Genomic DNA, 25,695 nt, shown 5'->3' with positions numbered 1-25,695 from the left:
TGTGTCGTTCGGCACGCCGTATCCGCAGGACGTGGTACAGTAATTTGCTGTTGCGCATTATTGCGTAACGTGGAGTCATGCCTGAGTGGCCGATAGGGGCACCCTGCTAAGGTGTTAGTCGTGTAAACGGCTCGAGGGTTCGAATCCCTCTGACTCCGCCGATTAAGGTTCCGGGTGAAAGCTCGGAACTTTTTTGTTTTCCGGAAACTCCGGGTTAAGTAACTCCTGAAATAACCGAGGACGGGCGGTCTCCGCTTGTGGTAAGCGGAGTCGGAGGTACGCCATTGTCCGTCCGCCTCCAAACCGCCATTTTAGTGGGCGAACGAGTGCGGCACGTCGGGAAAAGTCCGAGCGACGAAAGAAAAATGTCCACTAAGTGAGACTTTTGCGTGGTGTTCGTGAATGGTGATTGAAGATTAACCGGTTTATGTCGCTTGTCCAATCGCTTGCCCATCGCCTTCCTCCCCGCAGTGTTTGACTGAGATGGGCGGTACCCTAGAGAGAGAAGAAGAGTTCCGAAGGGTGGGCAAAGATGAGCCATATCGCTGGGCAGGGGCAACATCGCTCCAACTCGACACGAACCAACCGTGCGGCGCTGATTATCGTGTTCGTGATCGCGCTCGCCGTTACGCTGGGCATCGGCGCATGGTTCGCAACCCATCGCACGGACGGCAATGGCCCCGCACGCGCCGGAGTGTCGGACGTCGCGTTGAATAAAGCGAAGAACACGCCCAAACCGGTGACCGAACATCACGGCAATTCACCGGATTGCCCGGATACGGACTGCATCGCCATGCTGGTCAACGGCGATTTGTTGTTCCATGAGGGATTGTGGAGCCATTTCCAAGGCCTGAACCCCAACGCCACGGATGGCACCGCCTTCAACTTCGACCCGCTGTTCGCGCCGATGAAGCAGTACATTCAGGCTTCGGACATCGCCGTGTGCGAATTCGAAACCCCGATCGCCCAGCGCGGCGGCCCATATGCCGCGTACCCGATCTTCAACATTCCGCCGGAAGTGGCGGATGCCGCCCGCAACGTGGGATACAACGCCTGCACACACGCCACCAACCATTCCTGGGATCAGGGGGCGGATGGCATCGCCCGTCTGTGGGACACGCTTGAGGCCGATGGCATCGCCCAGACCGGCTCGTACAAAACCGAAGCCGACTCCACCAAACCGTTAGTCATCGATTCCCCGACCGGCGGCGGCAAGCTGGGTCTGGTCACCGGCACGGTCTCCCTCAACGGCATGACCGCCGACGAGGACTGGCAGGTGGATCGTCTGCGCGAAGACGGCGACCCGAATCACGGCAGCGACATCCAGCGCGCGGTAGACAAGGCCAACAAGGCCCGCGAGCAAGGTGCCGATGTGGTGGCCATCGCCATGCACTCGGTGCAGGAATACCTTGATTACGCCGATTCCTGGCAGATTTCGGAAGCCCATGAGCTTGCCGACACTGGTGCCTTCGACGTTATCTACGGTGCCGGCTGCCATTGTGCGCAGCCCATCGAGAACTATAACGGCACGTGGATTATCTACGGTCTGGGCAACGCCGTCACCGAGTCGGCGAACACGCCGGAAACCTTGGTCAACAACCAGGGTGTGACCGCACGCATCCAGTTCGCCGGCAAGAAGGGCGTCAAGGGGTCGTGGCGCGTCAACCGCATCGACTGGGTGCCCACCGCCAACGTGCATCAAGGCAACTACCAATGGTGCCCGATATCCAGCGACCATCCCATAGTCACATGTTGGGACGAAGCCTACGACGCTCAGATACGCCAACGCATCTGGGATGTCATCTATTCGATGGGCGCGGACCAGAACGTCGTCAAGGAATGGAACATCACGCAGGAGCAGGCGGCAAAGCAATAGTTGCTCGGCTTGGTCTCAAGGAGGGGAAGCCGCAAGGTGACGCTTTTCCCGCCGGCCTCCTAATGTGGAGCCCATGACCGAGATTTACGAAACCCAAAGCGAACGCACCGATCTGCCCCTCGTCGTGATGCCGTCCGTGCTTGACTCGATGATCGAGCCCATCAAGGCCCAGTTCCCCGCGCTCCACGACGTTGCCCGCGTGCGTATGTTCGAGGAATTCACGTCCGACGAGGCGACCATAGCCGAGCGTCTGAAGGATGCCGACGCCCTGCTGGTGGGCGGCTACCACATTTCGGACGATCTGCTGCGCACCATCAGCGGGCAGGGGCACGTCAAGTGCATCGTGTTCTGCGGTACCGGCGTCGCCAGCTACCTCAATCTCGATAAGGCGCGCGAGCTGAAGATCCGCGTCTGCAACGCCGAACATTATGGCGATCACGCCGTGGCCGAGCACACCTTCGCCCTTCTGTTCGAGCTCATCCGCCGCGTTGGCCAACTCGATAAGGACGTCAAGGCCGGCAACTGGGCGTGGGCCAGCGGCGATGGACTGCAACTCGCCGGCCGTCGCATGGGCATCATCGGACTGGGCGGCATCGGCTCCACCGTGGCCGGCATCGCCCGCGCCCTCGGCATGGAGGTCGCCGCATGGAATTCGCATGTGCCGCCCGAGCATTTCGAACGCTCCGGTGCCACTCCGGTCGACGATCTCAACAAGCTCATCGAAACCAGCGACGTCATCTCCGTCCATCTGCCGCTGAACAACGCCACGCGCGGCATCGTCACCGCCGAGAACCTTGCGCATGTGAAGCCCGGCACCCTGTTCATCAACACCGCCCGCTCCGAAGTCATCGAATCCGGTGCGCTGCTTGCCCGACTGCAAAAGGGCGATGTTCCCGCCGCACTCGACGTGTTCGACCATGAGCCGCTGACCGCCGACGACGCCATCTGCCATGTGCCCGGCATCGTCCTGACCCCGCACGTCGGCTGGCGTGCCGACGGCGCGTTCAAGGAGCTCACCCGCCAGATGATCGCCTGCCTGACCGCCTACTTCGCCGGCGAAGACTATAACGTCGTCGTCTCCGAACGCTGATAGCCCTGCCTAGCCTCGCGCTCAATCGAACACCCAGCCAGTCGACCACCGGAACACGCTCATGCAGACGATTCTCAACACGCCCGACGATCCTGCCCACGATTCGCTCGTCGAAAAAAAGTCCGAATTTATCGGCGACGCCGCCCATGTCGATACGCTCGACGAGGCGCTCGCGTTCGTGGCTGCGATCCGTGAGCAGCATCCGAAAGCCCGACACGTGGCGTATGCCGCCGTGTGCGGAGGCGCGGATGGGCGACTGTCCGAACGCATGAGCGATGACGGCGAGCCGTCCGGTACCGCCGGCAAGCCGATTCTCGACGTACTCAAGCAGTCGGGCACCACCGATTGCGTGGTTGCCGTCACCAGATATTTCGGTGGTATTCTGCTGGGCTCCGGTGGGCTGGTCCGCGCGTACTCATCCGCCGCATCATTGGCGATGAAAGCCGCCCGCGCCGCCCGCATCATGACCGCCAAGCGATACCGGGTTCGCCTCGAATACCCGCAGTTGGCCCGATTCCAGCAGATCCTGGCGCAGCTTGGTGGCAGTCAGGAGGATGAATCGTATGCGGTGAACGTCGAGTTGACCGCGGTGGTGCCGCAGGATGATTGCGCGCGATTCGAGGAGCGTGTGCGGGAAGCGTTCAATGCCGCTGTGGTGCCGGCTCCGATTGACATGGTCAACATTCCGGTTCCGCTCGCGTGACGCCTGTATGACTAAGCTGGGCATCATGACCGACGAGAACACCACCAGCCAGCAGACCCAGCCCACCGAGGCCGCAACCGAGGCCGCGGCCGAGACTGCAACCGACACGGACGCCCAGCAGCAGGACCAAGGCGCGCAGTCCGCAGCCGAGTCCGCCGCTCCGGTGGATTTCGAACCGCTGACCGCTACATACGAGCGTCTGCGCCATTCCACCGACCCGGCCGAACTGTCCGAATTCGCCCGTCGGCCGTTGCCTGACCGTGCCGATCAGGCGGCGTTCTCCCGCGCCACCGCACTTTTGGAGGCTGTGGCCGGCAACCCGCACACCCCGGTGGCCGATCGTGTGTTCCTCGCCGACACCATGCCGTTCCCGAACGTATTGGTCAAACTCTCCGAAGACCCCGAACCGTCCGTGCGTCAAGCCGTGGCCGCCAACGGGGACGACAAGAATTGGCTGGTCGGCCGTCTGACCAAGGACCCGGTGCCTGCGGTCCGGGATACGGCGTTGAAAAACAAGCGCACCAGCTGGAAGATGCGGCTTGAGGGTGCGCAGGACCCCACTGCGGATGCGGAGACATTGGATTTCTTGGGCGTACTTGGCACCGAATCCGAAGAGGGAGCACCGGCGGTGCTTTCTTCGATGGTCCGCCGTGCCGTGGCACTGAACCCCAATACGTCCGAAGCGATGCTTGCCAAATTGGCCAACGACCCCTCGGCCGAGGTGCGGCACGCCGTGGAAAGCCGCCGCTAAGCACACTATTGCTGTGTTTTGCCGCGCAAATTTGGCCGGCAATCACCCCCTGTCCACCATTGTGAGCGCTCACATCTCACTATGTGAGGGTAAAAAGTACATAATTTGGCGGAATCATGGCATTTTTCTTACGGTGTGGCGCAATCAAACGGCGTTAGACTGGGGCTATGAGTGAGATTACCGAGAGTGAAGAGCGTCTGGCCCGTCCGTTGATTCGACTGGCCAAGTTGGTCGGTGTCGGCACGAGTTATTTGGGCATGAGCCATGACTACCACGAGATAGACGATGACGTCCTGATCGAGGTGCTGGCAGCGCTGGGCATCGACGCCTCCAGCGAGAGCGCCCAACTCATCGCCATCCGACGCATTCTGAACGAGCGTTACGCCCGATTGGTGGCACCCACCGTGCTGCATATCGCCGGTAGCGAGGACCGGGTGCTGGTGAACACCGGTATTCTGGACGTGCCTTCGGCGAGCATCACGCTGGAGAATGGCGAGCCATATCAAGGCACCATTGAAGTTGGTCCTGGAGATGGATCCCAGGCCTACGACTTGGATGGTACGTTCATTTCGAATGCGGCTGTGGTCATTCCCGCCGATCTGCCGATTGGTTACCATACGCTGCACGTCAAGGTCGCCGACCGTGTGCAAGACGCCACTTTGATCAGTGCACCTGATCGCGTCGATCTGCTTGACCCGATGAAGGGCGGCAGTCTGTGGGGCTGGATGGCCCAGCTGTACTCGATTCGCTCCTCCAACTCCTGGGGCGTGGGCGATTACGAGGATCTGAAGACCATGCTGGTGGACGCCAAGCAGAAGACCGGTGCCGACTTCGTGCTCATCAATCCGGTGCATGCCGCCGAGCCGGTGTCCCCGCTCACCCCGTCGCCGTATCTGCCGGTAAGCCGTCGCCTGATCAACTTCACGTACATCCGTCCTGAGGCGATCGCCGAATATGCCACGCTCAGCGAGGGCGACAAGAATGCCGTCGACGGACTGCATGCCGACACCGAACCGCTGAACGGTGATTCCCAGCTCATCGACCGTGACGCCATGTGGCGCAGCAAGATGCACGCCCTGTGGATTATCTTCAAGGCCGGCCGTACCGCCGAACGCCAAAGCGTATTCGACCAATTCAAGGCGGACTGTGGTTCCGACTTGGAGGCGTATGCCACGTGGTGCCTGTGCTACGACAAGTGGGGGGCGCCCAACGGCGAGGAGGGCAACTGGGAGCGCAAGTTCAATCGCAACTCCCCGGAAATCGCCAATCTGCGCAAGCAGTACCCGGACACTTTGGACTTCTACCGCTGGCTGGAATGGATTGCCGCCGAGCAGCTGTCCTCCGCCCAACAGGCAGCCAAGGACGCCGGCATGCATATCGGCATCATGTCCGATATGGCCGTCGGCGTGCACCCCTCCGGCGCTGACGTGTGGTGGAATCCCGAGCGCTTCGCCAAGGGAGCCACGGTCGGCGCACCGCCGGACATGTTCAACCAGCAAGGCCAGAACTGGAGCCAGCCGCCGCTGAGCCCGATCAATCTGGAGACCACCGGCTACGAGGCCTACCGCAATATGGTGCATGGCATGTTCGCCCGTGCCGGTGCGGTGCGCATCGATCACATCCTTGGTCTGTTCCGCCTGTGGTGGATTCCCGAGAACCGTTCGGCTATGGATGGCGCTTACGTGTACTACGACTCAGACATCATGCTGGGCGTTCTGGCCATCGAGGCCTCTCGTGCCGGCGGCGTGGTCGTAGGTGAGGACCTCGGCGTGGTGCCGGACCATGTGGCCGATTCCCTGTCGAGCCACGGTATTCTCGGTTGCGCCGTTGAATGGTTCGAGCAGTGCGACGGCGTGTTCCGCGCCCCCTCCCAGTGGCGTCCGTATGCATTGGCCTCCGTGAATACGCACGATTTGCCGCCGGCCGCCGGTTACCTGGAATACGAGCACGTCAAGATTCGTGAGCGTCTGGGCTTGCTGACCGGCCCGGCCGAGGAATTCGAAGCCTCCGCCAAGGCCGAGCAGGATGCGATGCTGGCCATGCTGGTCGAGCAGGGTTATCTTGATGCCGACTTTGCCGAACATCGTGAGGATCACGAGGCGGATATCGTCGACGCGCTGTACCACGCACTGAAGGGTTCGCCGTGCAAGCTGCTCGCCGCCTCGATCACCGACGCGGTGGGGGAGAAGCGTGCGCAGAACCAGCCGGGCACCAACAACGAATACCCGAACTGGCGCATCCCACTGGCCGACGCCAAGGGCAACGTGGTACCGCTCGAAACCCTCTTCGACACCCCCGGTGCCCAACGCTTCGCCCAAATCTTCAATTCCTGACCCGCTTTACCTCCCTCTGACGAGCCGAGTCGTTAAGCGGACAGTCCAGTGGACTGTCCGTAGACGAGGCCTGAAAGAAGCGATAGCTGAGAGAAGGCAGGGAATTGCCTCACCGTAGGTGAGTCGGTTAGCCGAAGTGGGTGGGAGAGAAACCATAAATAGGGGAAGAGAAGCCATAAACCCAATGGAGTGTCCCCAGTTGCCCTATGTCAAGCCCGGCGATATACTAGTGGATTGTTGTGTTTCCCTAAGGGGTCCTTCAAAGCGCTATCCCACTCGCCATCGAGGACTTTCAGGGAGCCCACGGATAATGAGGTTCGACGCCTCTTGGATGCGGCCCTGACCAAGCCACACCAAGCAGCTGAGACCCGGAACACAATATAGAAAAGGTAATCCAGTGAAAACTTTCACTCCGAAGCCAGCTGATCTGACTCATGACTGGTACGTCATCGACGCCACCGACGTGGTGCTCGGCCGTCTCGCCACCCAGGCTGCAATCCTGCTGCGCGGCAAGAACAAGCCGACCTACGCTCCGCACGCCGATTCCGGCAACCACGTGATCATCATCAATGCCGACAAGATTGCTCTGACTGGCAACAAGATGGGCAAGGAACTCTACTCGCACTCCGGCCGTCCTGGTGGTCTGCGTCGTGACTCCTACGCCGAGCTGCTCGAGAAGAACCCCGAGCGCATCATCAAGAACGCTGTCAAGGGCATGCTGCCGAAGAATCGTCTGGCCAAGGTGCAGCTCGACCGCCTGCGTATCTTCCGTGGCGCCGAGCACCCGCACACCCCGCAGAAGCCCCAGGTCTTCGAGATCGCCCAGGTCTCGCAGCAGGCCAAGTGAAACCTGAGAGGAGATAAGAATCATGGCTGAAAACACCAACGACTCCCAGGTTGTCGAGACCGAAGAGGAGCTCACCAACTACACCACCGAGACCAACGCTGGCGCTGGCACCGGCACCTCCGCGATTGAGCCGGGCTACGGCACCGGTCGCCGCAAGGAGGCTGTCGCCCGTGTCCGTCTGGTTCCGGGTGACGGCAAGTGGACCATCAACGGCCGCACTCTGGAGGAGTACTTCCCCTCCAAGCTGCTGCAGCGTGAGGTCAACTCCCCGATCGTTCTGCTCAAGCTCGAAGGCAAGTTCGACGCTATCGTCCTCGTTGACGGCGGCGGCACCACCGGCCAGGCCGGCGCCATCCGCCTCGGCGTTGCCCGCGCTCTGAACGCCATCGATCGTGATGCCAACCGCGCCGCCCTGAAGAAGGCTGGCTTCCTGACCCGCGACGCTCGCGTCGTGGAGCGCAAGAAGGCTGGTCTGCACAAGGCACGTCGCGCCCCGCAGTTCTCCAAGCGTTAATTTCGCTTGTCCTGTACCGAGCATACAAAGGCTCTCCGCGGAATTCCGCGGAGAGCCTTTGTGTTTGTGTCGCGCTGTCTTGAGTGTGACTCACACCTGCTTCATCAGCGTGATGCTCAGCGCCGGCATGGTCCAGACATTGTCGTCGACGGGAGTGTCCGGTGTATCATCCACAGGGGCATCGGGCATATCAGCTGATACCTCATCCCGAGGCGCGGACGAGGTGCCGTTTGCGGCGTGATCTGTTACTGGCATCGCGAATTTGATGGTATCCGCTTCATTCTCAGTCGAGGATTCCGTACGCTGCATGGCCACTTCTTCGACCATCTTGAGTACTGTCTCGCTGGCGTCCGGTACATGCTGCGTCCAGACGGTGGTGTCACCGTTCAAATCGCATTCCTCGACCTGAGTGCCATGCCCGGCTCGGCGGCCGTTGATTTCGGCCGAGCACCATTTAGGCGTCCAGTGGGTGTCTGGCGGCAGGCGGAATGTGCGGTCGTCAGCGGTGCCGTTGACCACAATGCACACGTCCACCTCACTGTTGGACAGCAATCGCATGGTGAAGCTACGTACGCCCAGATCGAACCAGTCACGCTCCATCGGCGTGGTACCGTCGGGCAGGAACCACTGCACGCGGCTTGAGGGCTTGAGTAGGCCGATCTGGGTCAGTCGGGTGAAGAAATCCTCGTGGTGATACAGGTCCAGTGATTTACGCAGCGCCACCAGTCGAGACACGGTTTCCAAGCGGCGCATTTCGCGCGTCTTGTTGGTGGAATACATCCAATCCCACTTCAGCCACGTGATGTCGTTGTCTTGGCAGTAGGCGTTGTTGTTGCCGTCCTGCGTGTTGCGGAATTCGTCGCCGGCGAGCATCATCGGCGTACCCAGCGAGAGCAGCAGCATGCCGATCATGTTCATGGCCGCCTGTTCGCGTGCCGCAATGACGTCTGGATCATCGGTGACGCCTTCGACGCCGAAATTGGCGGAATGGTTCACCGACGAGCCATCATTATTGTTTTCGCCGTTGGCTTCATTGTGCTTGGAGCGGTATCTGGTGAGGTCCGTCAGCGTGAAACCGTCGTGGCAGGACACGAAATTGATGGAGGCCGGAGCGCCACGCCCTGGTTCGGTGGCGAACAGATCGGCCGAGCCGCAGAGTCGCGTGGCCATCTCCTGCAAACTGATACGCCCGAAATCGGAGCCGCCGTCCACATCCTCAAGCCAGAAGGTGCGGGCCGTATCGCGGAAGCGGTCATTCCATTCGGCGAACGGCACGGAGAATTGGCCGGTGCGCCAGCCGAGGTTGCCCAGATCCCACGGCTCCATAATGAGCTTCAGGTTGCCCAGCAGCAGATCGGAACGCAGGGCGTAGAGGAACGGGTGATGATGGGTGAATTCGCCTTCCAGGCGGGCCAGCGTGACGCCAAGGTCGAAGCGGAAACCGTCTATGCCGATACGCTTGGCCCAGTATCGTAATGAGTCGATGGCAAAGGTGACCACATGCGTGTTGGTGAAGTCCAGCGTATTGCCGCAACCGGTGGTGTCTTCGAGTCGGCCGGTATTGGATTTTTGATGGCGATAGTAGGCCAGGTCGTCGAGGCCGCGCCAGCAGACCGTCGGGCCTTCGACGCCGCCTTCGCATGTGTGGTTGTAGACCACGTCCATGATGACTTCGAAGCCGGCCTCGTGCAGTGCGCGCACCATGTCTATGACTTCTTGGCGCACGGCGGCCGCGCCCTTCTCCTGGGCGGCTTTAGTGGCGTAGGAGGGTTCGGGGGCGAAGTAGCTGAGGGTGGAGTAGCCCCAGTAGTTCTTGCGGCCGTGTTCTTGCAGGAAGAGCTCGTCCTGCTTGGCCATAATCGGCAGCAGTTCGATGGATGTGATGCCTAGACCCTGCAGATAGGCGAGCGTGGTGGGGTGTGCGAGTCCGGCGTACGTGCCGCGCAATGATTCGGGCAGCCACGGTGCGTTGGCGGTGAAGCCTTTGACGTGCATCTCATAGATGACGGTTTTGCGCCACGGCACATGCGGGTGCTGCGGGTCGCCCTCATGCTTATGGGTATCGCGATCGTCGATGGCCACGGACACCGGCATATGGCCGAGCGAGTCTACGGTGCTCATGGCACCGTATGCCGAGCCGATTACCTTGCGGTCCACGACATCGCATTCATAGGAGAAGGCGGCGGGGGTGAGCTCCATGGAGCCGTCGATGCCCTTGCCATACGGGTCAAGCAGGAATTTGTATGGATTGAAGCGCACGCCGTGTTTCGGGTCCCATGCGCCGTCCACGCGGTAGCCATAACGCATGCCGTCCCATGCTTTGGGCAGGTGCACGTACCACAGGCCGTAGTTCGGCCCGGTCATGCGGAACAAGGTCTCGCGCAGATACAAATGTTCGATAATGCGTGTGCATACCGGGAACTCATGAATCTGCTGGATAAAGGAGATATTCGGGTCCTCGAACAGGCGGATGGCGTCTTGGAAGAAAGCGCTGGGCTCATCAATGGGCTCCAGTACGCATAGCCAAACCTGATCGGCAGTTTCGGAACGAACAACGACGTCAGCCCCACCGTCGTCAGTGAAGTACAGCCCTGGGCGAGTGGCGTAACGATGCAACGGTGGGTTTTTCATACCTCCATTGTAGACGTGTTGTCACTTTTGGTGGAAGCCCTTGATTTCCTGCCGCGTTCCGCAGCACCGCAGATGCCGTCGAGATAATTCTCGGCGAACCGCAACGCGGCACCGATGATGTTCTGATCTTCGGCGCAGTAGCTCTTGCGCAGATTGAAATGGTCGGTGCCGAACGGGCTGCGTGCGATGACGCGCGTCTTCAGATCCTCGATGTCGCTGTCTTCAAGATGCTGGGCTGCTTCACCGCCGACAATCACGTCGCCCGCGATGATGGATCGCGCGTTGACGATGGCCTGCGCCACGTAATCCAGCCACTCATCCATGCGCTCGCGATGATGCCGTTCGCCCTGCTCAAGCACGCTGAAGAAGCCGGGAATGCTTTCGTAATCCTCGGGCAAGGTCTCCGGCGAGCAGTAGGTGTCCATGCAACCGCGCTGGCCGCAGTAGCATTCGCGGCCGCCCGGCACCAGCGTCATGTGTTCGATGGCGCCGTTGCACTGGTTCGGGCCTTGATACAGTTTGCCCCCCGCGATCACCGCGCCGCCCGGGCGTCGCTCCAGATAGACGCACACCGCATCGGTGAGCGTGGAGTCGAACCAGAGTTCGGCCATGGCTGAGGCATCGGAATCGTGGATCATCATGCACGGGTAATGGACCGATTGGCTGATGGTTTCGAGCGTGAGCCCAGTGTTGCCCATAATGGTGCCGAAGATGATGGTGGTGGCGTCGGGGGAGAGGATGCCTTGGATGGCGAACGAGACGCCGAGCACCTTGCCGTGCTTCTTTTCGACGTCGGCGGCGAAGTTGTTGATGATGCCGCCGATACGCTGGTAGTAAACGTTGGTGTTGCGGTAAGGCAGGGCATCGTTGCGTTTTTCGATGACGTTGCCGTACAGGTTAATCGCGCACAGGCGCAGTTCGTTGGACCGCATCACTACCCCGATGGCAGTGCGATGATCGGGATTGAACTCATAATTTTGCGCCTTGCGCCCGCCGGTGGAATCCTGCAGTTCGCCTTTGCGGATGAGTCCGTCATCTTCTAGTGCGTGCAGATTTTGGGTGATGGTGGGCAGGCTGAGGCCGAGTTCGCGTTCCAGTTCCTGCTTGGTGACATGGCTATGGCCATACAGATACTGGGCCATGGCACTGCGGTTGTGCGCTTTCACTGCGGTCGATGGCATTGCCCTCATGTTTACCCCTTTGTGCGATGAGATATATGCAAGTTTACTTTATGAAAGTGGCTTTCATGTGCCTCGACGCGGAGGTTATGAGGCAACAATCGTATATTTGTAGGCGATTTTGGGTACTTTTTTAAACCAACTTTCTAGAAATGTGGAGAAAATGATTGCTTTTGAAAACTTACTTTAAAAAAGTTCTCGGATTGTGTTGTTTGCAGGCATGTGATTTTCGGTAAAAAGTGAACAAAAAGTACCAAATCGCCGGATAGAGTGAGGATTTGTTCGATATTTCGCACAACTCGTAACAAAAACTGTTCAATATCGCACGTGAAACGCCGTCGATTTTGTGCGTATGCATCGCGCCGGACCGTTCAGTATATTGTGCCTCAGGTCACATATGCAATGTGACAACGCATCACCGGTCATTTTCGGTTACTGAGGCGGTATCCCGCTGGTGCAACTGAGGTGACGAGGCGATGGCCCAGAACTTTGCCATATACCCCAAGAAGATCGAGGAGGACCCCAAGTGGCAGAAGCAAAGAAGAAGGTCGAAGCTACCAAGCCGACTCCAGAAGAGAAGCAGGCCGCAGCTGAGGCCGAAGTTGACGCGCTGGTTGCCCGCGCCAAGAAGGCTCTCGTCGAATTCGAGAACCTCGACCAGAAGCAAGTTGATCGTATCGTCGCCAAGGCCTCCATCGCCGCTCTGAACAAGCACCTCGTTCTCGCCAAGATGGCTGTCGACGAGACCGGCCGTGGTCTCGTGGAAGACAAGGCCACCAAGAACATCTTCGCCTGCGAGCACGTCACCAACTACTTGGCCGGCCAGAAGACCGTCGGCATCATCCGCGAAGACGATGTGATGGGCATCGATGAGGTCGCCGAGCCCGTCGGCGTGGTCGCCGGCGTCACCCCGGTCACCAACCCGACCTCCACCGCCATCTTCAAGTCCCTCATCGCCCTGAAGACCCGTTGCCCGATCGTCTTCGGCTTCCACCCCGGCGCGCAGAAGTGCTCCGTCGAGGCCGCCAAGATTGTGCGCGACGCCGCCATCGAAGCCGGTGCTCCCGAGAACTGTATCCAGTGGATCGAGCACCCGTCCATCCAGGCCACAGGCGCCCTGATGAAGCATCCGGGCGTGGCCACGATCCTCGCCACCGGTGGTCCGGGCATGGTCAAGGCCGCTTACTCCTCCGGCAAGCCCGCCCTCGGCGTGGGTGCCGGCAACGCCCCGGCCTACGTTGACACCGATGTTGACATCGTGCGCGCCGCCAACGATCTGGTGCTCTCCAAGCACTTCGATTACGGCATGATCTGCGCCACCGAGCAGGCCATCATCGCCCACAAGGACGTCTACGACCAGCTCATCAAGGAGCTCAAGGTCCGTAAGGCCTACTTCGTCAACGCCGAAGAGAAGGCCAAGCTGGAACAGTACATGTTCGGCTGCACTGCCGGTTCCGGCGTCAAGCCCGTGCTGAACTCCGCGGTGCCAGGCAAGTCCCCGCAGTTCATCGCCAAGGCTGCTGGCTTCGAGATTCCGTCCGACGCCACCATTCTGGCCGCCGAGTGCAAGGAAGTCTCCGACGACGAGCCTCTGACCCACGAGAAGCTCGCTCCGGTGCAGGCCGTGCTCAAGGCCGACAACAAGGAGCAGGCCTTCGAGATGTGCGAGAAGATGCTCAAGCTGGGTGCCGGCCACACCGCCGCCATCCACACCAACAACCAGGAGCTCGTGCGTGAGTACGGCGTCCGTATGCACGCCTGCCGCATCATCTGGAACCAGCCTTCCTCCCTTGGCGGCATCGGCGACATCTACAACGCCATCGCCCCGTCGCTGACCCTGGGCTGCGGCTCCTACGGCGGCAACTCGGTGTCCGGCAACGTGCAGGCCGTGAATCTCGTTAACATCAAGCGCATTGCTCGGAGGAACAACAACATGCAGTGGTTCAAGATCCCGGCCAAGACCTACTTCGAGCCGAACGCCATCAAGTACCTGCGCGACATGTACGGCATCGAGAAGGCCGTCATCGTGTGCGATAAGGTCATGGAGCAGCTCGGCATTGTTGACAAGATCATCGACCAGCTGCGCGCCCGCTCCAACCGTGTGACCTTCCGCATCATCGACTACGTCGAGCCGGAGCCCTCCGTCGAGACCGTCGAAAAGGGCGCTGAGATGATGCGCGAGGAGTTCGAGCCGGACACGATCATCGCGGTTGGCGGCGGCTCCCCGATGGATGCCTCCAAGATTATGTGGCTGCTCTACGAGCACCCGGAAATCGCCTTCTCCGACGTGCGCGAGAAGTTCTTCGATATCCGTAAGCGCGCCTTCAAGATCCCGCCGCTGGGCAAGAAGGCCAAGCTGGTGTGCATCCCGACCTCCTCCGGCACCGGTTCCGAGGTCACCCCGTTCGCCGTGATCACCGATCACAAGACCGGCTACAAGTACCCGATCACCGACTACGCGCTGACCCCGTCCGTGGCCATCGTGGACCCGGTGCTGGCTCGCACCCAGCCGCGCAAGCTGGCCTCCGACGCCGGCTTCGACGCCCTGACCCACTCGATGGAAGCCTACGTGTCCGTGTACGCGAACGACTTCACCGACGGCATGGCCCTGCACGCGGCCAAGCTCATCTGGGACAACCTGGCTGAGTCCGTCAATGGCGAGCCCGGCCTGGCCAAGACCAACGCTCAGGAGAAGATGCACAACGCCGCCACCATGGCCGGCATGGCATTCGGCTCCGCGTTCCTCGGCATGTGCCACGGCATGGCCCACACCATCGGTGCCCTGTGCCACATCGCCCACGGCCGTACCAACTCCATCCTGCTGCCGTACGTGATTCGCTACAACGGCCAGATTCCTGAGGAGCCCACCTCTTGGCCGAAGTACAACAAGTACATCGCCCCGGAGCGCTACCAGGACATCGCCCGCAACCTCGGCATCGACACCGGCAAGACCCCGGCCGAAGCCGTGGAGAACCTGGCGAAGGCCGTCGAGGACTACCGTGACAACAAGCTCGGCATGAACAAGAGCTTCCAGGATTGCGGTGTGGACGAGGACTACTTCTGGTCCGTGCTCGATCAGATCGGCATGCGCGCCTACGAGGACCAGTGTACCCCGGCCAACCCGCGCATCCCGCTGATCAACGACATGAAGGACATCGCCGTCGGTGCTTACTACGGTGTCTCCCAGGCGGAAGGCCACAAGCTGCGCATCGAGCGCGAGGGTGAGGCCGCCACTGAGGAAGCCTCCGAGCGTTGATTGCAGGCGGTTTGTGGTTGGTGGCACCATCAGTAGCCACCAACCGCGGTGTTGCAGCTTAGTGGCTGCATAGCGCGACACAAGGAGCCCGACCCCATTACAGGGGCCGGGCTCCTTTGCATATGTGGTGCTCCCTCAGCCAGCAGGTACACCTCCATGGGGTGGTAACCCACTCATGGGGCGGTAACTTGCCCATGGGGCGGTGAAAACCCCCATGGGGCGGTGTACGAAAACGGCTCTATTCTGCGGAAGGTAAAATTTTACCGTCCGCCCCATGGGCCAATTACCGCCCCATGAGGTAATTACCTCCCCATGGAATCGCTGAAGCGTCGCTAAATCGCCGCAATTATGCAGCCAAAAGCAATAAAGCTGGCAAACGCCTCGGTAATGCCGGTCACCACGGGCTTCAAGGTTGTGCGCCGTGTAACCACCGGCAACGCAACGGCGCGGGCCAACAGCAGCACAGTCATCGCAATCAGATACGGGCTGCGTCCAGCCGGCACGGCGGCTAGCAGCAATAGCGCCACATGCCATACCCACGAAGCCGCCACGTACGAACGCTTCCCGCGTTCCCGGATCATGGTTTTGACCACTAAAACCGACCCATACTGCGTCAGCGCAAACAGCACGGTGGCAATCAGCCCGCTCACGGGCAATGAACCCGCGGGCCACCAGGCGTGAAGGTCGAATATCTGGCTCAAATCTGGCATATTCCGAATCGCGGCGCGTGCGGCGGTGACATCAGCGGCTGCGCACGAGGCATGTGCTGCGTTGATGGGCATAACACATGCCGTCTCAACAGTGCTGCCAAACGACGCGATCACCGTGGCCATGGCCGACGCGGCAATCACCGACACGGCATTGCCCCACAGCGAGCGCTCCTTCCTCAGCCACGAGGACAGCATCGACAGCGCAACCAGCACTATATATAAGGGAGCCCAACGCAGTATGCCGGTATGCGTAATCAGGAATGGCAAGCCGATGACGATGAGCGCTACGGCATAAGTGAGCATCGGCGGCAGATAACGGCGTGAAAAGTGTGCTTTGAACCAGTGCGCGGCGCTGAACTGCACGCAATAGCACACGGCCCACGTCGCCAATAGCCAAAGCGTATCAAGATTAGGCCCGCCGATAAAGAAGCCAGCCACAACGGGCAGCATAACCATTACCCATGCGCCAGGTTGGTTGTCGAACCAATCGCGTTTAAGAGTCTTGCGGCGGGAAGTCATATCTGTCATGATATCGCAGCGAATGGTTCTCAATAAGAAAGATGTGAGACCTGCATTGCGACAATCGAACAGACGCCGAGCGGCTATGCCGCGAGGTAATACGAACGGCATGAGCGCGACACGCGCGAACTCCACTGTCCCACCTCAATGCTTGAATAAACAAGTTGCCTGATTTGGGCTCGCAAATTGGAATTAAAAAAGCGAGCGCGGGCCGGGAGCCACTTCAAGTGAAGTGACAGCCGGAAACCGCGCACTGATGTCGGATGACCGCCAGAGGACGTATGTCCAAGGGAGGCCATGCGCGCCGGTGCCCTAGAAGCAGGTTGGTAAACAGTACAACGAACATCGCTAGAAAGGGCGGACGGCAATGGCGGGACAGAAAATCCGCATCAGGCTTAAGTCCTATGACCACGAGGTCATCGACCAATCGGCGAAGAAGATCGTCGAAACGGTGACGAACGCGGGCGCAACTGTTGTTGGCCCCGTTCCGCTGCCGACCGAGAAGAACGTCTTCTGTGTTATCCGTTCTCCTCACAAGTACAAGGATTCTCGCGAGCACTTCGAGATGCGCACTCACAAGCGCCTCATCGACATCGTGGACCCGACCCCCAAGGCCGTGGACTCCCTGATGCACATCGATCTGCCTGCGGACGTCAACATCGAAATCAAGCTGTAAGGGAGGAGGAAGCATTATGTCTAATCGCAAGGCTCTGCTGGGCAAGAAGCTCGGCATGTCCCAGGTGTGGGACGAGAACGGCTTCTTCGTGCCCGTCACTCTTGTCGACGTGTCCACCAACGTGGTGACCGCCGTGAAGACCGAGGAATCTGACGGCTACAAGGCTGTCCAGCTCGGCTACGGCGCCATCGATCCCACCAAGGTGACCAAGCCGCTGGCTGGCCACTTTGCCAAGGCCGGTGTCACCCCGCGTCGCCACCTCGTCGAGGTGCGCACCGACGACGTCGATCAGTTCGAGGCCGGCCAGGAACTGGCCGCTGACCTGTTCGAAGAGGGTGCTGAGGTCGACGTGACCGGCACCACCAAGGGTAAGGGCTTCGCCGGTACCATCAAGCGTTGGGGCTTCAAGTCCTACCGCCGTACTCACGGTTCTCACAAGAACGAGCGCCGTCCCGGTTCTGTGGGCGCATGCGCCACTCCGAGCCGTATTCTCAAGGGCAAGCGTATGGCCGGCCGCATGGGTCATGTGACCGCCACTACCCAGAACCTGACCGTCGTCTCCGCTGATGTCGAGAACGGCATCCTCGCCATCAAGGGCGCCATTCCTGGCCCCAAGGGCGGCATCGTTCTCGTCCGCTCGGCTGTGAAGGGAGCCTGATAAACCATGGCAAACGTTACTCTGAACGTCACCGACGCCAAGGGCCAGGCCACCGGCACCGTTGAAGCTCCTGAGGCTCTCTTCGGCGTTTCCGCCGAGGATGTCCAGGCTCACATCCCGCTGATCCACCAGGTTGTCACCGCTCAGCTCGCTGCTGCTCGTCAGGGCACCCACGCCACCAAGACTCGTGGCATGGTTTCCGGCGGCGGCAAGAAGCCGTGGAAGCAGAAGGGCACCGGTCGTGCTCGTCAGGGCTCCATCCGTGCACCGCAGTGGTACCACGGCGGCACCGTGTTCGGCCCGCAGCCGCGTGACTACTCTCAGCGCACCCCCAAGAAGATGAAGGCCGCAGCTCTGCGCTACGCCCTGTCCGATCGCGCCAACGCCGGTCGCGTTGCCGTGGTGGAGTTCGGTATCACCGAGCCGTCCACCAAGGCCGCTGTCGCCGCTCTGGCCCCGATTACCGCGGACAAGTTCACCACGGTCGTCTTCACTCGCGACAACATCAACGAGTGGCTCTCCGTGCGCAACATCCCGACCGTTCACCCGATTTTCGTCGATCAGCTCAACACGTACGACGTGATTACCTCGCAGTACGTGGTCTTCACCAAGGAAGCCTTCGAGGCTTTCGTGGCTGCCAAGACCGAGCCGAAGGAGGCCTGATTTAGATGGTCGCTATTCACAAGCCCGCTCACGACGTGATTCTTAAGCCCGTCGTCTCCGAGAAGAGCTACGCCGCTTCCGACCGTGGCCAGTACACCTTCGTGGTGGCTCCGGATGCGAACAAGGTGCAGATCAAGCAGGCAATCGAAGAGATCTTCAAGGTCAAGGTGACGAACGTCAACACCCTCAACCGCGCTGGCAAGAAGCAGCGCACTCGCACCGGTTTCGGCCAGCGCGCTTCCCAGAAGCGTGCGATCGTGACCGTCGCCGAGGGCCAGACGATCGACATCTTTGGTAACTGAAGGTTAGCCGAGAAAAGTTAAAGGAAGAACTACATTATGGCTATCCGCGTTTATAAGCCGACGACCGCAGGCCGCCGCAACGCGTCCGTCTCGGATTTCTCCGAGCTGACTCGTTCTACGCCTGAGAAGTCGCTGGTTCGCAAGAAGTCCAAGACCGGCGGTCGTAACTCTTACGGCCGTATCACCTCCCGTCATCGCGGCGGCGGCCACAAGCGTCAGTACCGTCTCATCGATTTCAAGCGTTGGGACAAGGACGGCGTGCCCGCCAAGGTTGCCGAGATCGAGTACGATCCGAACCGCTCCGCCCGTATCGCCCTCCTGCACTTCGCAGATGGCGAGAAGCGCTACATCATCGCGCCGAAGGGCATCAAGCAGGGCGACGTCATCGAGACCGGTGCTCAGGCTGATATCAAGCCGGGCAACAACCTGCCGCTGAAGAACATCCCGACCGGTACCGTGGTTCATGCCATCGAGCTCCGCCCGCTGGGCGGCGCTAAGATCGCTCGTTCCGCTGGTGCTGCCGTTCAGCTCGTCGCCAAGGATGGCGCCTACGCTCAGCTGCGTATGCCGTCCGGCGAAATCCGCAACGTCGACGCGCGCTGCCGCGCTACCGTCGGCGAGGTCGGCAACGAGGACCACGCCAACATTCAGCTCGGCAAGGCTGGCCGCGCCCGCTGGATCGGCCGCCGTCCGATCACCCGTGGTGAGTCCATGAACCCGGTCGACCACCCGCACGGCGGTCGTACCCGCGGTGGTAAGCCGCCGGTCTCCCCGTGGGGCAAGGGCGAGGTGCGTACTCGTCGTCCGAAGAAGGCTTCGAACAAGATGATTGTTCGTCGCCGTCCGTCCGGCAAGAACCGCAAGTAAGGGAGTATCGAGAAGATGACTCGTAGCATCAAGAAGGGCCCCTTCGTCGACGCCCACTTGCAGAAGAAAGTCGACGAGCAGAACGAGAAGGGCACCAAGAACGTCATCAAGACGTGGTCCCGTCGTTCGATGATCACCCCTGATTTCATCGGACACACCTTCGCCGTTCATGATGGTCGCAAGCATGTCCCGGTGTTCGTCACCGAGGCCATGGTTGGTCACAAGCTGGGTGAGTTCGCCCCCACGAAGACCTTCAAGGGTCACGTGAAGGACGACAAGAAGGCCCGTCGCTAAGGATAAGGAATAGAACATGGAAGCTAAAGCAATCGCTCGTCACGTCCGCGTGACGCCGCGCAAGGCTCGCCGCATGGTCGACCTCATCCGCGGCAAGAAGGCGACCGAAGCCGTCACCATTTTGAAGTTCGCCCCTCAGGCTGCGGCCCTGCCGGTCCGCAAGACCCTGGAGAGCGCCATCGCCAACGCTCGTGTGAAGGCCGACAAGGCCGGCGAGCCGTTCCGCGAGAACGACCTGTACATCAAGGAGACCTACGTTGACGAAGGTGTGACCCTCAAGCGCTTCCGCGCTCGTGCCCAGGGCCGCGCTGCTCGCATCAACAAGCGCACCTCCCACATCACGGTCGTCGTGGCTAACAAGGAAGGAGCCCGCTAAAGATGGGTCAGAAGATCAATCCGTTTGGCTACCGTCTGGGCATCACTGAGAACCACCGCTCCAAGTGGTTCTCCGACTCCAACAAGGCCGGCGAACGCTACCGCGACTTCGTGCTTGAGGATGATCAGATCCGCAAGGAGATGAGCAAGGACCTCGAGCGCGCTGGCGTGTCCCGCATCGTCATCGAGCGCACCCGCGACCGCGTTCGCGTCGACATTCACACCGCCCGTCCGGGCATCGTGATCGGTCGTCGTGGCGCCGAGGCTGAGCGCGTCCGCGCCAAGCTCGAGAAGCTGACCGGCAAGCAGGTCCAGCTCAACATCTTCGAAGTCAAGAACGCCGCGCTGGACGCCCAGCTCGTCGCTCAGGGCATCGCTGAGCAGCTGACCAACCGCGTCACCTTCCGTCGTGCCATGCGTAAGGCCCAGCAGGACGCCATGCGCGCCGGTGCCAAGGGTATCCGCATCAAGCTCTCCGGCCGCCTCGGCGGTGCGGAAATGAGCCGTTCCGAGTTCTACCGTGAGGGCCGCGTTCCGCTGCAGACCCTCCGCGCCCTCATCGATTACGGCTTCTTCGAGGCCAAGACCACGTACGGCCGTATCGGCGTCAAGGTCTGGATCTACAAGGGCGACATGACCGAATCCGAGTTCGAAGAGCAGCAGGCTCAGCAGAACAACCGTCCGGGCCGTCGTGGTGGCGATCGCCGCCCGCGCCGTGGCAACCGTTCCGCCGCCCCGCAGGCCGCCGAAGCCCCCAAGGCTGAGGCTCCCGCCGAGGCCGCTCCGGCTGCAGAAACGAAGGAGTGAGCAAGAATGCTTATCCCCAAGAGGACTAAGTACCGCAAGCAGCACCGCCCTGTGCGTTCTGGCATGTCCAAGGGCGGCAACGAGATCAACTTCGGTGATTTCGCCATCCAGTCCCTCGCCCCGGCCTACGTGACCAACCGTCAGATCGAAGCCGCGCGTATCGCCATGACCCGCTACATCAAGCGTGGTGGCCGCGTGTGGATCACGATCTTCCCGGATCGTCCGCTGACCAAGCACCCGCTCGGTGCCCGAATGGGTTCCGGTAAGGGTGCCCCGGAGTTCTGGATTGCGAACGTGCGCCCTGGTCGCGTGATGTTCGAAATCGGTGGTGTGTCCGAGGACATCGCTAAGGAAGCCCTCCGCCGCGCTATCGACAAGCTCCCGATGAAGTGCCGCATTATCGCACGTGAAGGTGGTGATATCTGATGGCAGTCGGTACCGCTGATTACTCCATCAAGAATCTCAACGAGAAGACCAACGCGGAAATCGAAGGCTTCTTGAAGAAGTCCAAGGAAGAGCTGTTCAACCTGCGCTTCCAGCACGCCACCGGTCAGCTCGAGAACACCGCCCGTCTCAAGGCTGTCAAGAGCGACATCGCCCGCATGTACACCGTGCTTCGCGAGCGTGAGCTTGGCATCAGCCAGGAGCCGGCCGCTACCGAATCCAAGGAGAAGTGATTATGGCTGAAGAGCGTAACTTCCGTAAGGTTCGCCGCGGCTACGTCGTGTCCGACAAGATGGACAAGACGATTACCGTCGAGCTCGAGCAGCGTTCGACCCACCCGCTGTACGGCAAGGTCGTTCGTTCCACCAGCAAGGTCAAGGCCCATGATGAACACAACGACGCCCACATTGGCGACCTCGTGAGTATTATGGAAACTCGGCCTCTGAGCAAGACCAAGCGCTGGCGTCTCGAATCCATTATCGAGCGCGCCAAGTAAGTAAAGTTCGGCAAGGCTCGCCATTTACCGGGGCATTATGGGCAACCACGATGCCCCGGTAAATGGGGAGAACCAGCTCGGCTAAGGAGAATCAATGATTCAGCAGGAAACGCGGCTTCATGTCGCCGACAACACGGGTGCGAAGGAACTCCTCGCCATCCGCGTGCTCGGCGGATCGAAGCGACGCTATGCCGGCATCGGCGACGTGATCGTCGCCTCCGTCAAGGACGCCATTCCTGGCGGGTCGGTCAAGAAGGGCGACGTGGTTAAGGCCGTTGTCGTCCGTACCGTCAAGGAATCCCGCCGTGCGGATGGTTCCTACATCAAGTTCGACGAGAACGCCGCCGTCATTCTCGGCTCCGGCCGTGAACCGAAGGGCACTCGTATCTTCGGACCGGTCGGTCGTGAACTGCGTGAGCACAAGTTCATGAAGATCGTGTCCCTCGCCCCGGAGGTGATCTGACATGGCAGCCAAGATCAAGAGCGGCGACCTGGTCAAGGTCATCCGCGGCAAGGACCGCGGCAAGGAAGGCACCGTCAAGCAGGTGCTCTCCAACGATCGACTGATCGTTGAAGGCGTGCAGATCGTCAAGAAGCACGTGCGTGCAACGCAGCAGGGCCAGCAGGCTGGCATCGTCTCCACTGAGGCTCCGATCCATCGCTCCAACGTGATGGTCATCGACCCGGAGACCAAGCAGCCGACCCGCGTTGGCATCACCGTTAAGGAAGAGGCGCGTGACGGCAAGGTGAAGACCGTGCGCGTGCGCGTCGCCAAGAAGTCCGGAAAGGAGCTGGCATGACCGATACTACTGTCGAAGCGCCGGCCACCCCGCGCTTGAAGGTCAAGTACAACGAGCAGATCATTCCTGAGCTCGAGAAGGAGTTCAAGTACTCCAACCCGATGCAGGTTGCCCGTGTCCAGAAGGTCGTCGTCTCCATGGGTGTTGGTGCCGCTGCCCGCGACTCCAAGCTCATCGAAGGTGCCGTCAAGGACCTCACCCTGATCACCGGCCAGAAGCCGAAGATCACCAAGGCCAAGAAGTCCGTCGCGCAGTTCCATCTGCGTGAAGGCCAGGCCATCGGTGCGTACGTCACCCTGCGTGGCGACCGCATGTGGGAGTTCCTGGACCGTCTGCTGACCCTCGCGCTGCCCCGTATCCGCGACTTCCGCGGCATCAACGGCCACCAGTTCGATGGCCAGGGCAACTACAACTTTGGTCTCACCGAGCAGTCCATGTTCCACGAGATCGATCCTGATTCGATCGATCACGTGCGCGGTATGGACATCACTGTGGTGACCTCCACCAAGGACGACAAGGAAGCTTACGCGCTGCTGAAGCACCTCGGCTTCCCCTTCAAGGAGAACTGATATGGCAAAAACCGCTCTTAAGAACAAGGCGGCCGGCAAGCCGAAGTTCAAGGTCCGCGCTTACACGCGCTGCCAGGTCTGCGGTCGTCCCCACTCCGTCTACCGCAAGTTCGGCCTGTGCCGCATCTGCCTTCGTGAGAAGGCTCACCGCGGTGAACTGCCCGGCGTTACGAAGTCCAGTTGGTAAACATCGACGCTGAAGGTCCGCGGCCCGAACGCTTCTAGAAGAAGCGTGAGGGCGGCGGAAACCATAGCGAGAAAGGGCAACAAGCCCAAATGACAATGACAGATCCGATCGCAGACATGCTTACGCGTCTGCGTAATGCGAGCGCGGCCAAGCACGAAACCGTGGATATGCCGTACTCCAAGTTCAAGGCGAACATCGCCGAGATCCTGAAGCGTGAAGGCTACATCAAGGACTTCACCGCTAAGGAAGCCAAGGTCGGCCAGACTCTTGAGGTCACCCTCAAGTACGGTCCGAACGGTGAGCGTTCCATTCAGGGTATCAAGCGCATCTCCAAGCCGGGCCTTCGTCGTTACGCGAAGTCCGACTCCCTGCCGATGCCGCTCGGTGGCCTGGGTATCGCCATCATCTCGACTTCTTCGGGACTGCTGACTCAGAAGGAATGCCTCGACCGAGGCATTGGCGGCGAAATTGTCGCCTTCGTGTGGTGAGAAAGGAGAGCTGAAACATGGCATCGCATATTGGTAAGCTCCCCATCGCCATCCCTGCTGGCGTTGAAGTCAAGATTGAAGGCCAGAACTTCTCCGCCAAGGGCGCTAAGGGTTCTGACTCCTACGTGGTTCCGGAAGGCATCACCGCTGCCGTTGAAGGCAACGAGATTGTCCTGACCGCCGCTGATGACCTGCGTCCGACCCGTGCCAAGCACGGTCTGGCTCGTTCCATCATGGCCGGCATGGTCAAGGGTGTTCACGATGGCTACTCCAAGACTCTTGAGATCGTCGGCACCGGTTACCGCGCCGTCGCCAAGGGCCAGGGCATCGAGTTCTTCCTCGGCTACTCCCACACCATCACCGTCAACCCGCCCGAAGGCATCACCCTGAAGGTGACCGACGCCAACCACGTGGTTGTCGAAGGCACCGACAAGCAGGTCGTGGGCCAGGTTGCCGCCAACATCCGCAAGCTGCGCGCTCCGGAACCCTACAAGGGCAAGGGCATCAAGTACTCCGATGAACGCATCCTGCGCAAGGCTGGAAAGGCTGGTAAGTGATATGAGCGTTGCTATTCTCGGAAAAGGCAAGAAGGTAGCTCTCAAGCGCCGTCACGCGCGTATCCGCAAGCGCATCTCCGGTACCCCCGAGCGTCCGCGCCTGGTGGTCACCCGCTCCAACCGTCACATGGTTGCTCAGGTGGTCGACGATACCAAGGGCATTACCCTGGTGTCCGCCTCCACTCTTCAGGCCGACTTCGCCGGCTTCGAAGGCACCAAGACTGAGGCCGCCAAGAAGGTCGGCGAGCTGATCGCCGAGAAGGCCAAGGCTGCCGGCATCACCGCAGTCGTGTTCGACCGCGGTGGCAACAAGTACACCGGTCGCGTCGCAGCCGTTGCTGATGGCGCCCGCGAGGGAGGTCTTGCACTGTGAGCGACAACGAAACGAAGGAAACCCAAGTGGCTGAAGAAACTCAGAACACTGTGGCGACCGAATCCAACAACGAGGACCGCAAGGGTCGTCGTGGCCAGCGCGGTGAAGGCCGTCGTGGCGAGCGTCGTAACCGTCGTGAAGAAAACCACGGCGACGAGCTGCTCGATCGCGTGGTGACCATCAACCGTGTGTCCAAGACCCACAAGGGTGGCCGTACCTTCAGCTTCGCCGCACTGGTTGTGGTCGGCGACGGCAACGGCACCGTGGGTGTCGGCTACGGCAAGTCCCGTGAAGTCCCGGCCGCCATCGCCAAGGGCCAGCTGGACGCCAAGAAGCACATGTTCTCTGTGCCTCGCGTCCGCGGCACCATCACCCACCCGGTTCAGGGTCACGACGCTGCTGGCACCGTCCTGCTGCGTCCGGCCGCCCCGGGTACCGGTGTAATCGCCGGTGGCTCCGTGCGCGCCGTCATGGAATGCGCAGGCATCACCGACGTCCTGACCAAGTCGATGGGCTCCGCCACCGCCGTTAACGTGGTGCGCGCTACCGTCGACGCCCTCAAGCAGCTCGAAGAGCCCGAGGAGATCGCCGCCCGTCGTGGCCTGGCGCTCGACGAGGTCGCTCCCGATGCTCTGCTGCGCGCCCGCGCCGCCGGCATTGCCGAGGCTCGCAAGGCTCGCGAAGAGGCTGCTGCCGCTAAGGCCGCCGAAGAGAAGGATGGTGAGTGATAC

The 25,695-nt window shown here is 60.7% G+C and carries 30 protein-coding genes and 1 tRNA gene; 28 read left to right on the top strand and 3 right to left on the bottom strand.

Annotated features, from left to right (window positions below; all coding sequences use genetic code 11):
• Window positions 1-71 precede the first annotated feature (71 nt).
• The 8 genes from BLLJ_RS08730 to rpsI all read left to right on the top strand — a co-directional run bounded on the left by BLLJ_RS08730 (window position 72) and on the right by rpsI (window position 8,114).
• A tRNA-Ser gene (locus BLLJ_RS08730) sits at window positions 72-158 on the top strand.
• A gap of 374 nt (window positions 159-532) precedes the next feature.
• Entirely contained in the window at window positions 533-1,876 is a 1,344-nt protein-coding gene (locus tag BLLJ_RS08725) for a CapA family protein (protein ID WP_013582929.1), read from the top strand.
• 73 nt (window positions 1,877-1,949) lie between these two features.
• On the top strand, window positions 1,950-2,966 hold the full coding sequence (locus BLLJ_RS08720; protein WP_007053022.1) for a D-2-hydroxyacid dehydrogenase family protein: 1,017 nt from the start codon (window positions 1,950-1,952) through the stop codon (window positions 2,964-2,966).
• Window positions 2,967-3,027: 61 nt separating this feature from the next.
• Entirely contained in the window at window positions 3,028-3,669 is a 642-nt protein-coding gene (locus BLLJ_RS08715) for an IMPACT family protein (RefSeq protein ID WP_007053023.1), read from the top strand.
• Window positions 3,670-3,676: 7 nt separating this feature from the next.
• Window positions 3,677-4,420, top strand: coding sequence for an AbrB family transcriptional regulator (locus tag BLLJ_RS08710; protein ID WP_007053797.1), 744 nt, complete (start codon window positions 3,677-3,679; stop codon window positions 4,418-4,420).
• 167 nt (window positions 4,421-4,587) lie between these two features.
• Complete coding sequence (gene malQ / locus BLLJ_RS08705) at window positions 4,588-6,753, top strand: 4-alpha-glucanotransferase (RefSeq protein WP_013582928.1); 2,166 nt, start codon at window positions 4,588-4,590, stop codon at window positions 6,751-6,753.
• A gap of 397 nt (window positions 6,754-7,150) precedes the next feature.
• A complete protein-coding gene (gene rplM, locus BLLJ_RS08700) occupies window positions 7,151-7,600 on the top strand; it encodes a 50S ribosomal protein L13 (RefSeq protein ID WP_007053026.1) in 450 nt (149 codons plus the stop codon).
• Between the two features lie 22 nt (window positions 7,601-7,622).
• Window positions 7,623-8,114 carry a 30S ribosomal protein S9 gene (gene rpsI, locus BLLJ_RS08695; protein WP_003829868.1) on the top strand — a complete coding sequence of 164 codons (492 nt, stop codon included), beginning with the start codon at window positions 7,623-7,625 and terminating at the stop codon, window positions 8,112-8,114.
• 90 nt (window positions 8,115-8,204) lie between these two features.
• Here rpsI and glgX read toward each other — a convergent pair whose 3' ends face one another.
• Window positions 8,205-10,745: a glycogen debranching protein GlgX gene (glgX, locus tag BLLJ_RS08690; protein WP_007057274.1), complete on the bottom strand. Its 2,541-nt coding sequence runs from the start codon at window positions 10,743-10,745 to the stop codon at window positions 8,205-8,207.
• Window positions 10,742-11,935, bottom strand: a complete 1,194-nt coding sequence (locus BLLJ_RS08685; protein WP_011068741.1) for an ROK family transcriptional regulator — start codon at window positions 11,933-11,935, stop codon at window positions 10,742-10,744. The genes glgX and BLLJ_RS08685 overlap by 4 nt, the downstream gene beginning before the upstream one ends.
• A gap of 514 nt (window positions 11,936-12,449) precedes the next feature.
• Between BLLJ_RS08685 and adhE the strand changes: the two genes are divergently transcribed.
• Window positions 12,450-15,179, top strand: a complete 2,730-nt coding sequence (gene adhE / locus BLLJ_RS08680; protein ID WP_007055358.1) for a bifunctional acetaldehyde-CoA/alcohol dehydrogenase — start codon at window positions 12,450-12,452, stop codon at window positions 15,177-15,179.
• Window positions 15,180-15,511: 332 nt separating this feature from the next.
• Here adhE and BLLJ_RS08675 read toward each other — a convergent pair whose 3' ends face one another.
• The gene (locus BLLJ_RS08675; protein ID WP_013582927.1) at window positions 15,512-16,543 is read right to left on the bottom strand and encodes a YwiC-like family protein; all 1,032 of its coding nucleotides are present in this window, start codon (window positions 16,541-16,543) and stop codon (window positions 15,512-15,514) included.
• A 232-nt stretch (window positions 16,544-16,775) separates the two neighbouring features.
• Between BLLJ_RS08675 and rpsJ the strand changes: the two genes are divergently transcribed.
• The 19 genes from rpsJ (at window position 16,776) to rpsE (ending at window position 25,692) form a co-directional block, all read left to right on the top strand.
• Entirely contained in the window at window positions 16,776-17,084 is a 309-nt protein-coding gene (gene rpsJ / locus BLLJ_RS08670) for a 30S ribosomal protein S10 (protein ID WP_003827292.1), read from the top strand.
• A 16-nt stretch (window positions 17,085-17,100) separates the two neighbouring features.
• On the top strand, window positions 17,101-17,742 hold the full coding sequence (gene rplC, locus BLLJ_RS08665; RefSeq protein ID WP_007053031.1) for a 50S ribosomal protein L3: 642 nt from the start codon (window positions 17,101-17,103) through the stop codon (window positions 17,740-17,742).
• A gap of 6 nt (window positions 17,743-17,748) precedes the next feature.
• A complete protein-coding gene (gene rplD, locus BLLJ_RS08660) occupies window positions 17,749-18,405 on the top strand; it encodes a 50S ribosomal protein L4 (protein ID WP_007053032.1) in 657 nt (218 codons plus the stop codon).
• A gap of 5 nt (window positions 18,406-18,410) precedes the next feature.
• A complete protein-coding gene (rplW, locus tag BLLJ_RS08655) occupies window positions 18,411-18,707 on the top strand; it encodes a 50S ribosomal protein L23 (protein WP_007053033.1) in 297 nt (98 codons plus the stop codon).
• 36 nt (window positions 18,708-18,743) lie between these two features.
• Window positions 18,744-19,574, top strand: coding sequence for a 50S ribosomal protein L2 (gene rplB, locus BLLJ_RS08650; RefSeq protein WP_007053034.1), 831 nt, complete (start codon window positions 18,744-18,746; stop codon window positions 19,572-19,574).
• A 15-nt stretch (window positions 19,575-19,589) separates the two neighbouring features.
• Window positions 19,590-19,868, top strand: a complete 279-nt coding sequence (gene rpsS / locus BLLJ_RS08645; RefSeq protein ID WP_003814508.1) for a 30S ribosomal protein S19 — start codon at window positions 19,590-19,592, stop codon at window positions 19,866-19,868.
• Window positions 19,869-19,884: 16 nt separating this feature from the next.
• A complete protein-coding gene (gene rplV, locus BLLJ_RS08640) occupies window positions 19,885-20,244 on the top strand; it encodes a 50S ribosomal protein L22 (RefSeq protein ID WP_007053035.1) in 360 nt (119 codons plus the stop codon).
• A 2-nt stretch (window positions 20,245-20,246) separates the two neighbouring features.
• Window positions 20,247-21,050, top strand: coding sequence for a 30S ribosomal protein S3 (rpsC, locus tag BLLJ_RS08635; protein ID WP_007053036.1), 804 nt, complete (start codon window positions 20,247-20,249; stop codon window positions 21,048-21,050).
• 6 nt (window positions 21,051-21,056) lie between these two features.
• Window positions 21,057-21,476 carry a 50S ribosomal protein L16 gene (rplP, locus tag BLLJ_RS08630; protein WP_007053037.1) on the top strand — a complete coding sequence of 140 codons (420 nt, stop codon included), beginning with the start codon at window positions 21,057-21,059 and terminating at the stop codon, window positions 21,474-21,476.
• The gene (rpmC, locus tag BLLJ_RS08625) at window positions 21,476-21,727 is read left to right on the top strand and encodes a 50S ribosomal protein L29 (RefSeq protein WP_003829891.1); all 252 of its coding nucleotides are present in this window, start codon (window positions 21,476-21,478) and stop codon (window positions 21,725-21,727) included. The genes rplP and rpmC overlap by 1 nt, the downstream gene beginning before the upstream one ends.
• A gap of 2 nt (window positions 21,728-21,729) precedes the next feature.
• Entirely contained in the window at window positions 21,730-21,990 is a 261-nt protein-coding gene (rpsQ, locus tag BLLJ_RS08620; RefSeq protein WP_007055338.1) for a 30S ribosomal protein S17, read from the top strand.
• A 94-nt stretch (window positions 21,991-22,084) separates the two neighbouring features.
• Window positions 22,085-22,453 (top strand): 50S ribosomal protein L14, encoded by a 369-nt coding sequence (rplN, locus tag BLLJ_RS08615; protein ID WP_003829893.1) that lies wholly within the window; start codon window positions 22,085-22,087, stop codon window positions 22,451-22,453.
• Window position 22,454: 1 nt separating this feature from the next.
• Window positions 22,455-22,790, top strand: coding sequence for a 50S ribosomal protein L24 (gene rplX, locus BLLJ_RS08610; protein WP_007053803.1), 336 nt, complete (start codon window positions 22,455-22,457; stop codon window positions 22,788-22,790).
• On the top strand, window positions 22,787-23,359 hold the full coding sequence (gene rplE / locus BLLJ_RS08605; protein WP_007053039.1) for a 50S ribosomal protein L5: 573 nt from the start codon (window positions 22,787-22,789) through the stop codon (window positions 23,357-23,359). The genes rplX and rplE overlap by 4 nt, the downstream gene beginning before the upstream one ends.
• Window position 23,360: 1 nt before the next feature.
• Window positions 23,361-23,546 (top strand): type Z 30S ribosomal protein S14, encoded by a 186-nt coding sequence (locus BLLJ_RS08600; protein WP_003814530.1) that lies wholly within the window; start codon window positions 23,361-23,363, stop codon window positions 23,544-23,546.
• Window positions 23,547-23,635: 89 nt separating this feature from the next.
• The gene (gene rpsH, locus BLLJ_RS08595) at window positions 23,636-24,034 is read left to right on the top strand and encodes a 30S ribosomal protein S8 (RefSeq protein ID WP_003829896.1); all 399 of its coding nucleotides are present in this window, start codon (window positions 23,636-23,638) and stop codon (window positions 24,032-24,034) included.
• Window positions 24,035-24,051: 17 nt separating this feature from the next.
• Complete coding sequence (gene rplF, locus BLLJ_RS08590; RefSeq protein WP_007053040.1) at window positions 24,052-24,591, top strand: 50S ribosomal protein L6; 540 nt, start codon at window positions 24,052-24,054, stop codon at window positions 24,589-24,591.
• Window position 24,592: 1 nt separating this feature from the next.
• The gene (rplR, locus tag BLLJ_RS08585; RefSeq protein ID WP_007053041.1) at window positions 24,593-24,964 is read left to right on the top strand and encodes a 50S ribosomal protein L18; all 372 of its coding nucleotides are present in this window, start codon (window positions 24,593-24,595) and stop codon (window positions 24,962-24,964) included.
• A complete protein-coding gene (gene rpsE, locus BLLJ_RS08580; protein WP_007053804.1) occupies window positions 24,961-25,692 on the top strand; it encodes a 30S ribosomal protein S5 in 732 nt (243 codons plus the stop codon). Before rplR ends, rpsE begins: the two co-directional genes overlap by 4 nt.
• Window positions 25,693-25,695 lie beyond the last annotated feature (3 nt).

Source organism: Bifidobacterium longum subsp. longum JCM 1217, assembly GCF_000196555.1.
Lineage (GTDB): Bacteria > Actinomycetota > Actinomycetes > Actinomycetales > Bifidobacteriaceae > Bifidobacterium > Bifidobacterium longum.
Note: the sequence above shows the minus strand (reverse complement) of the source record. Positions and strands in the feature narration are given on the sequence as shown.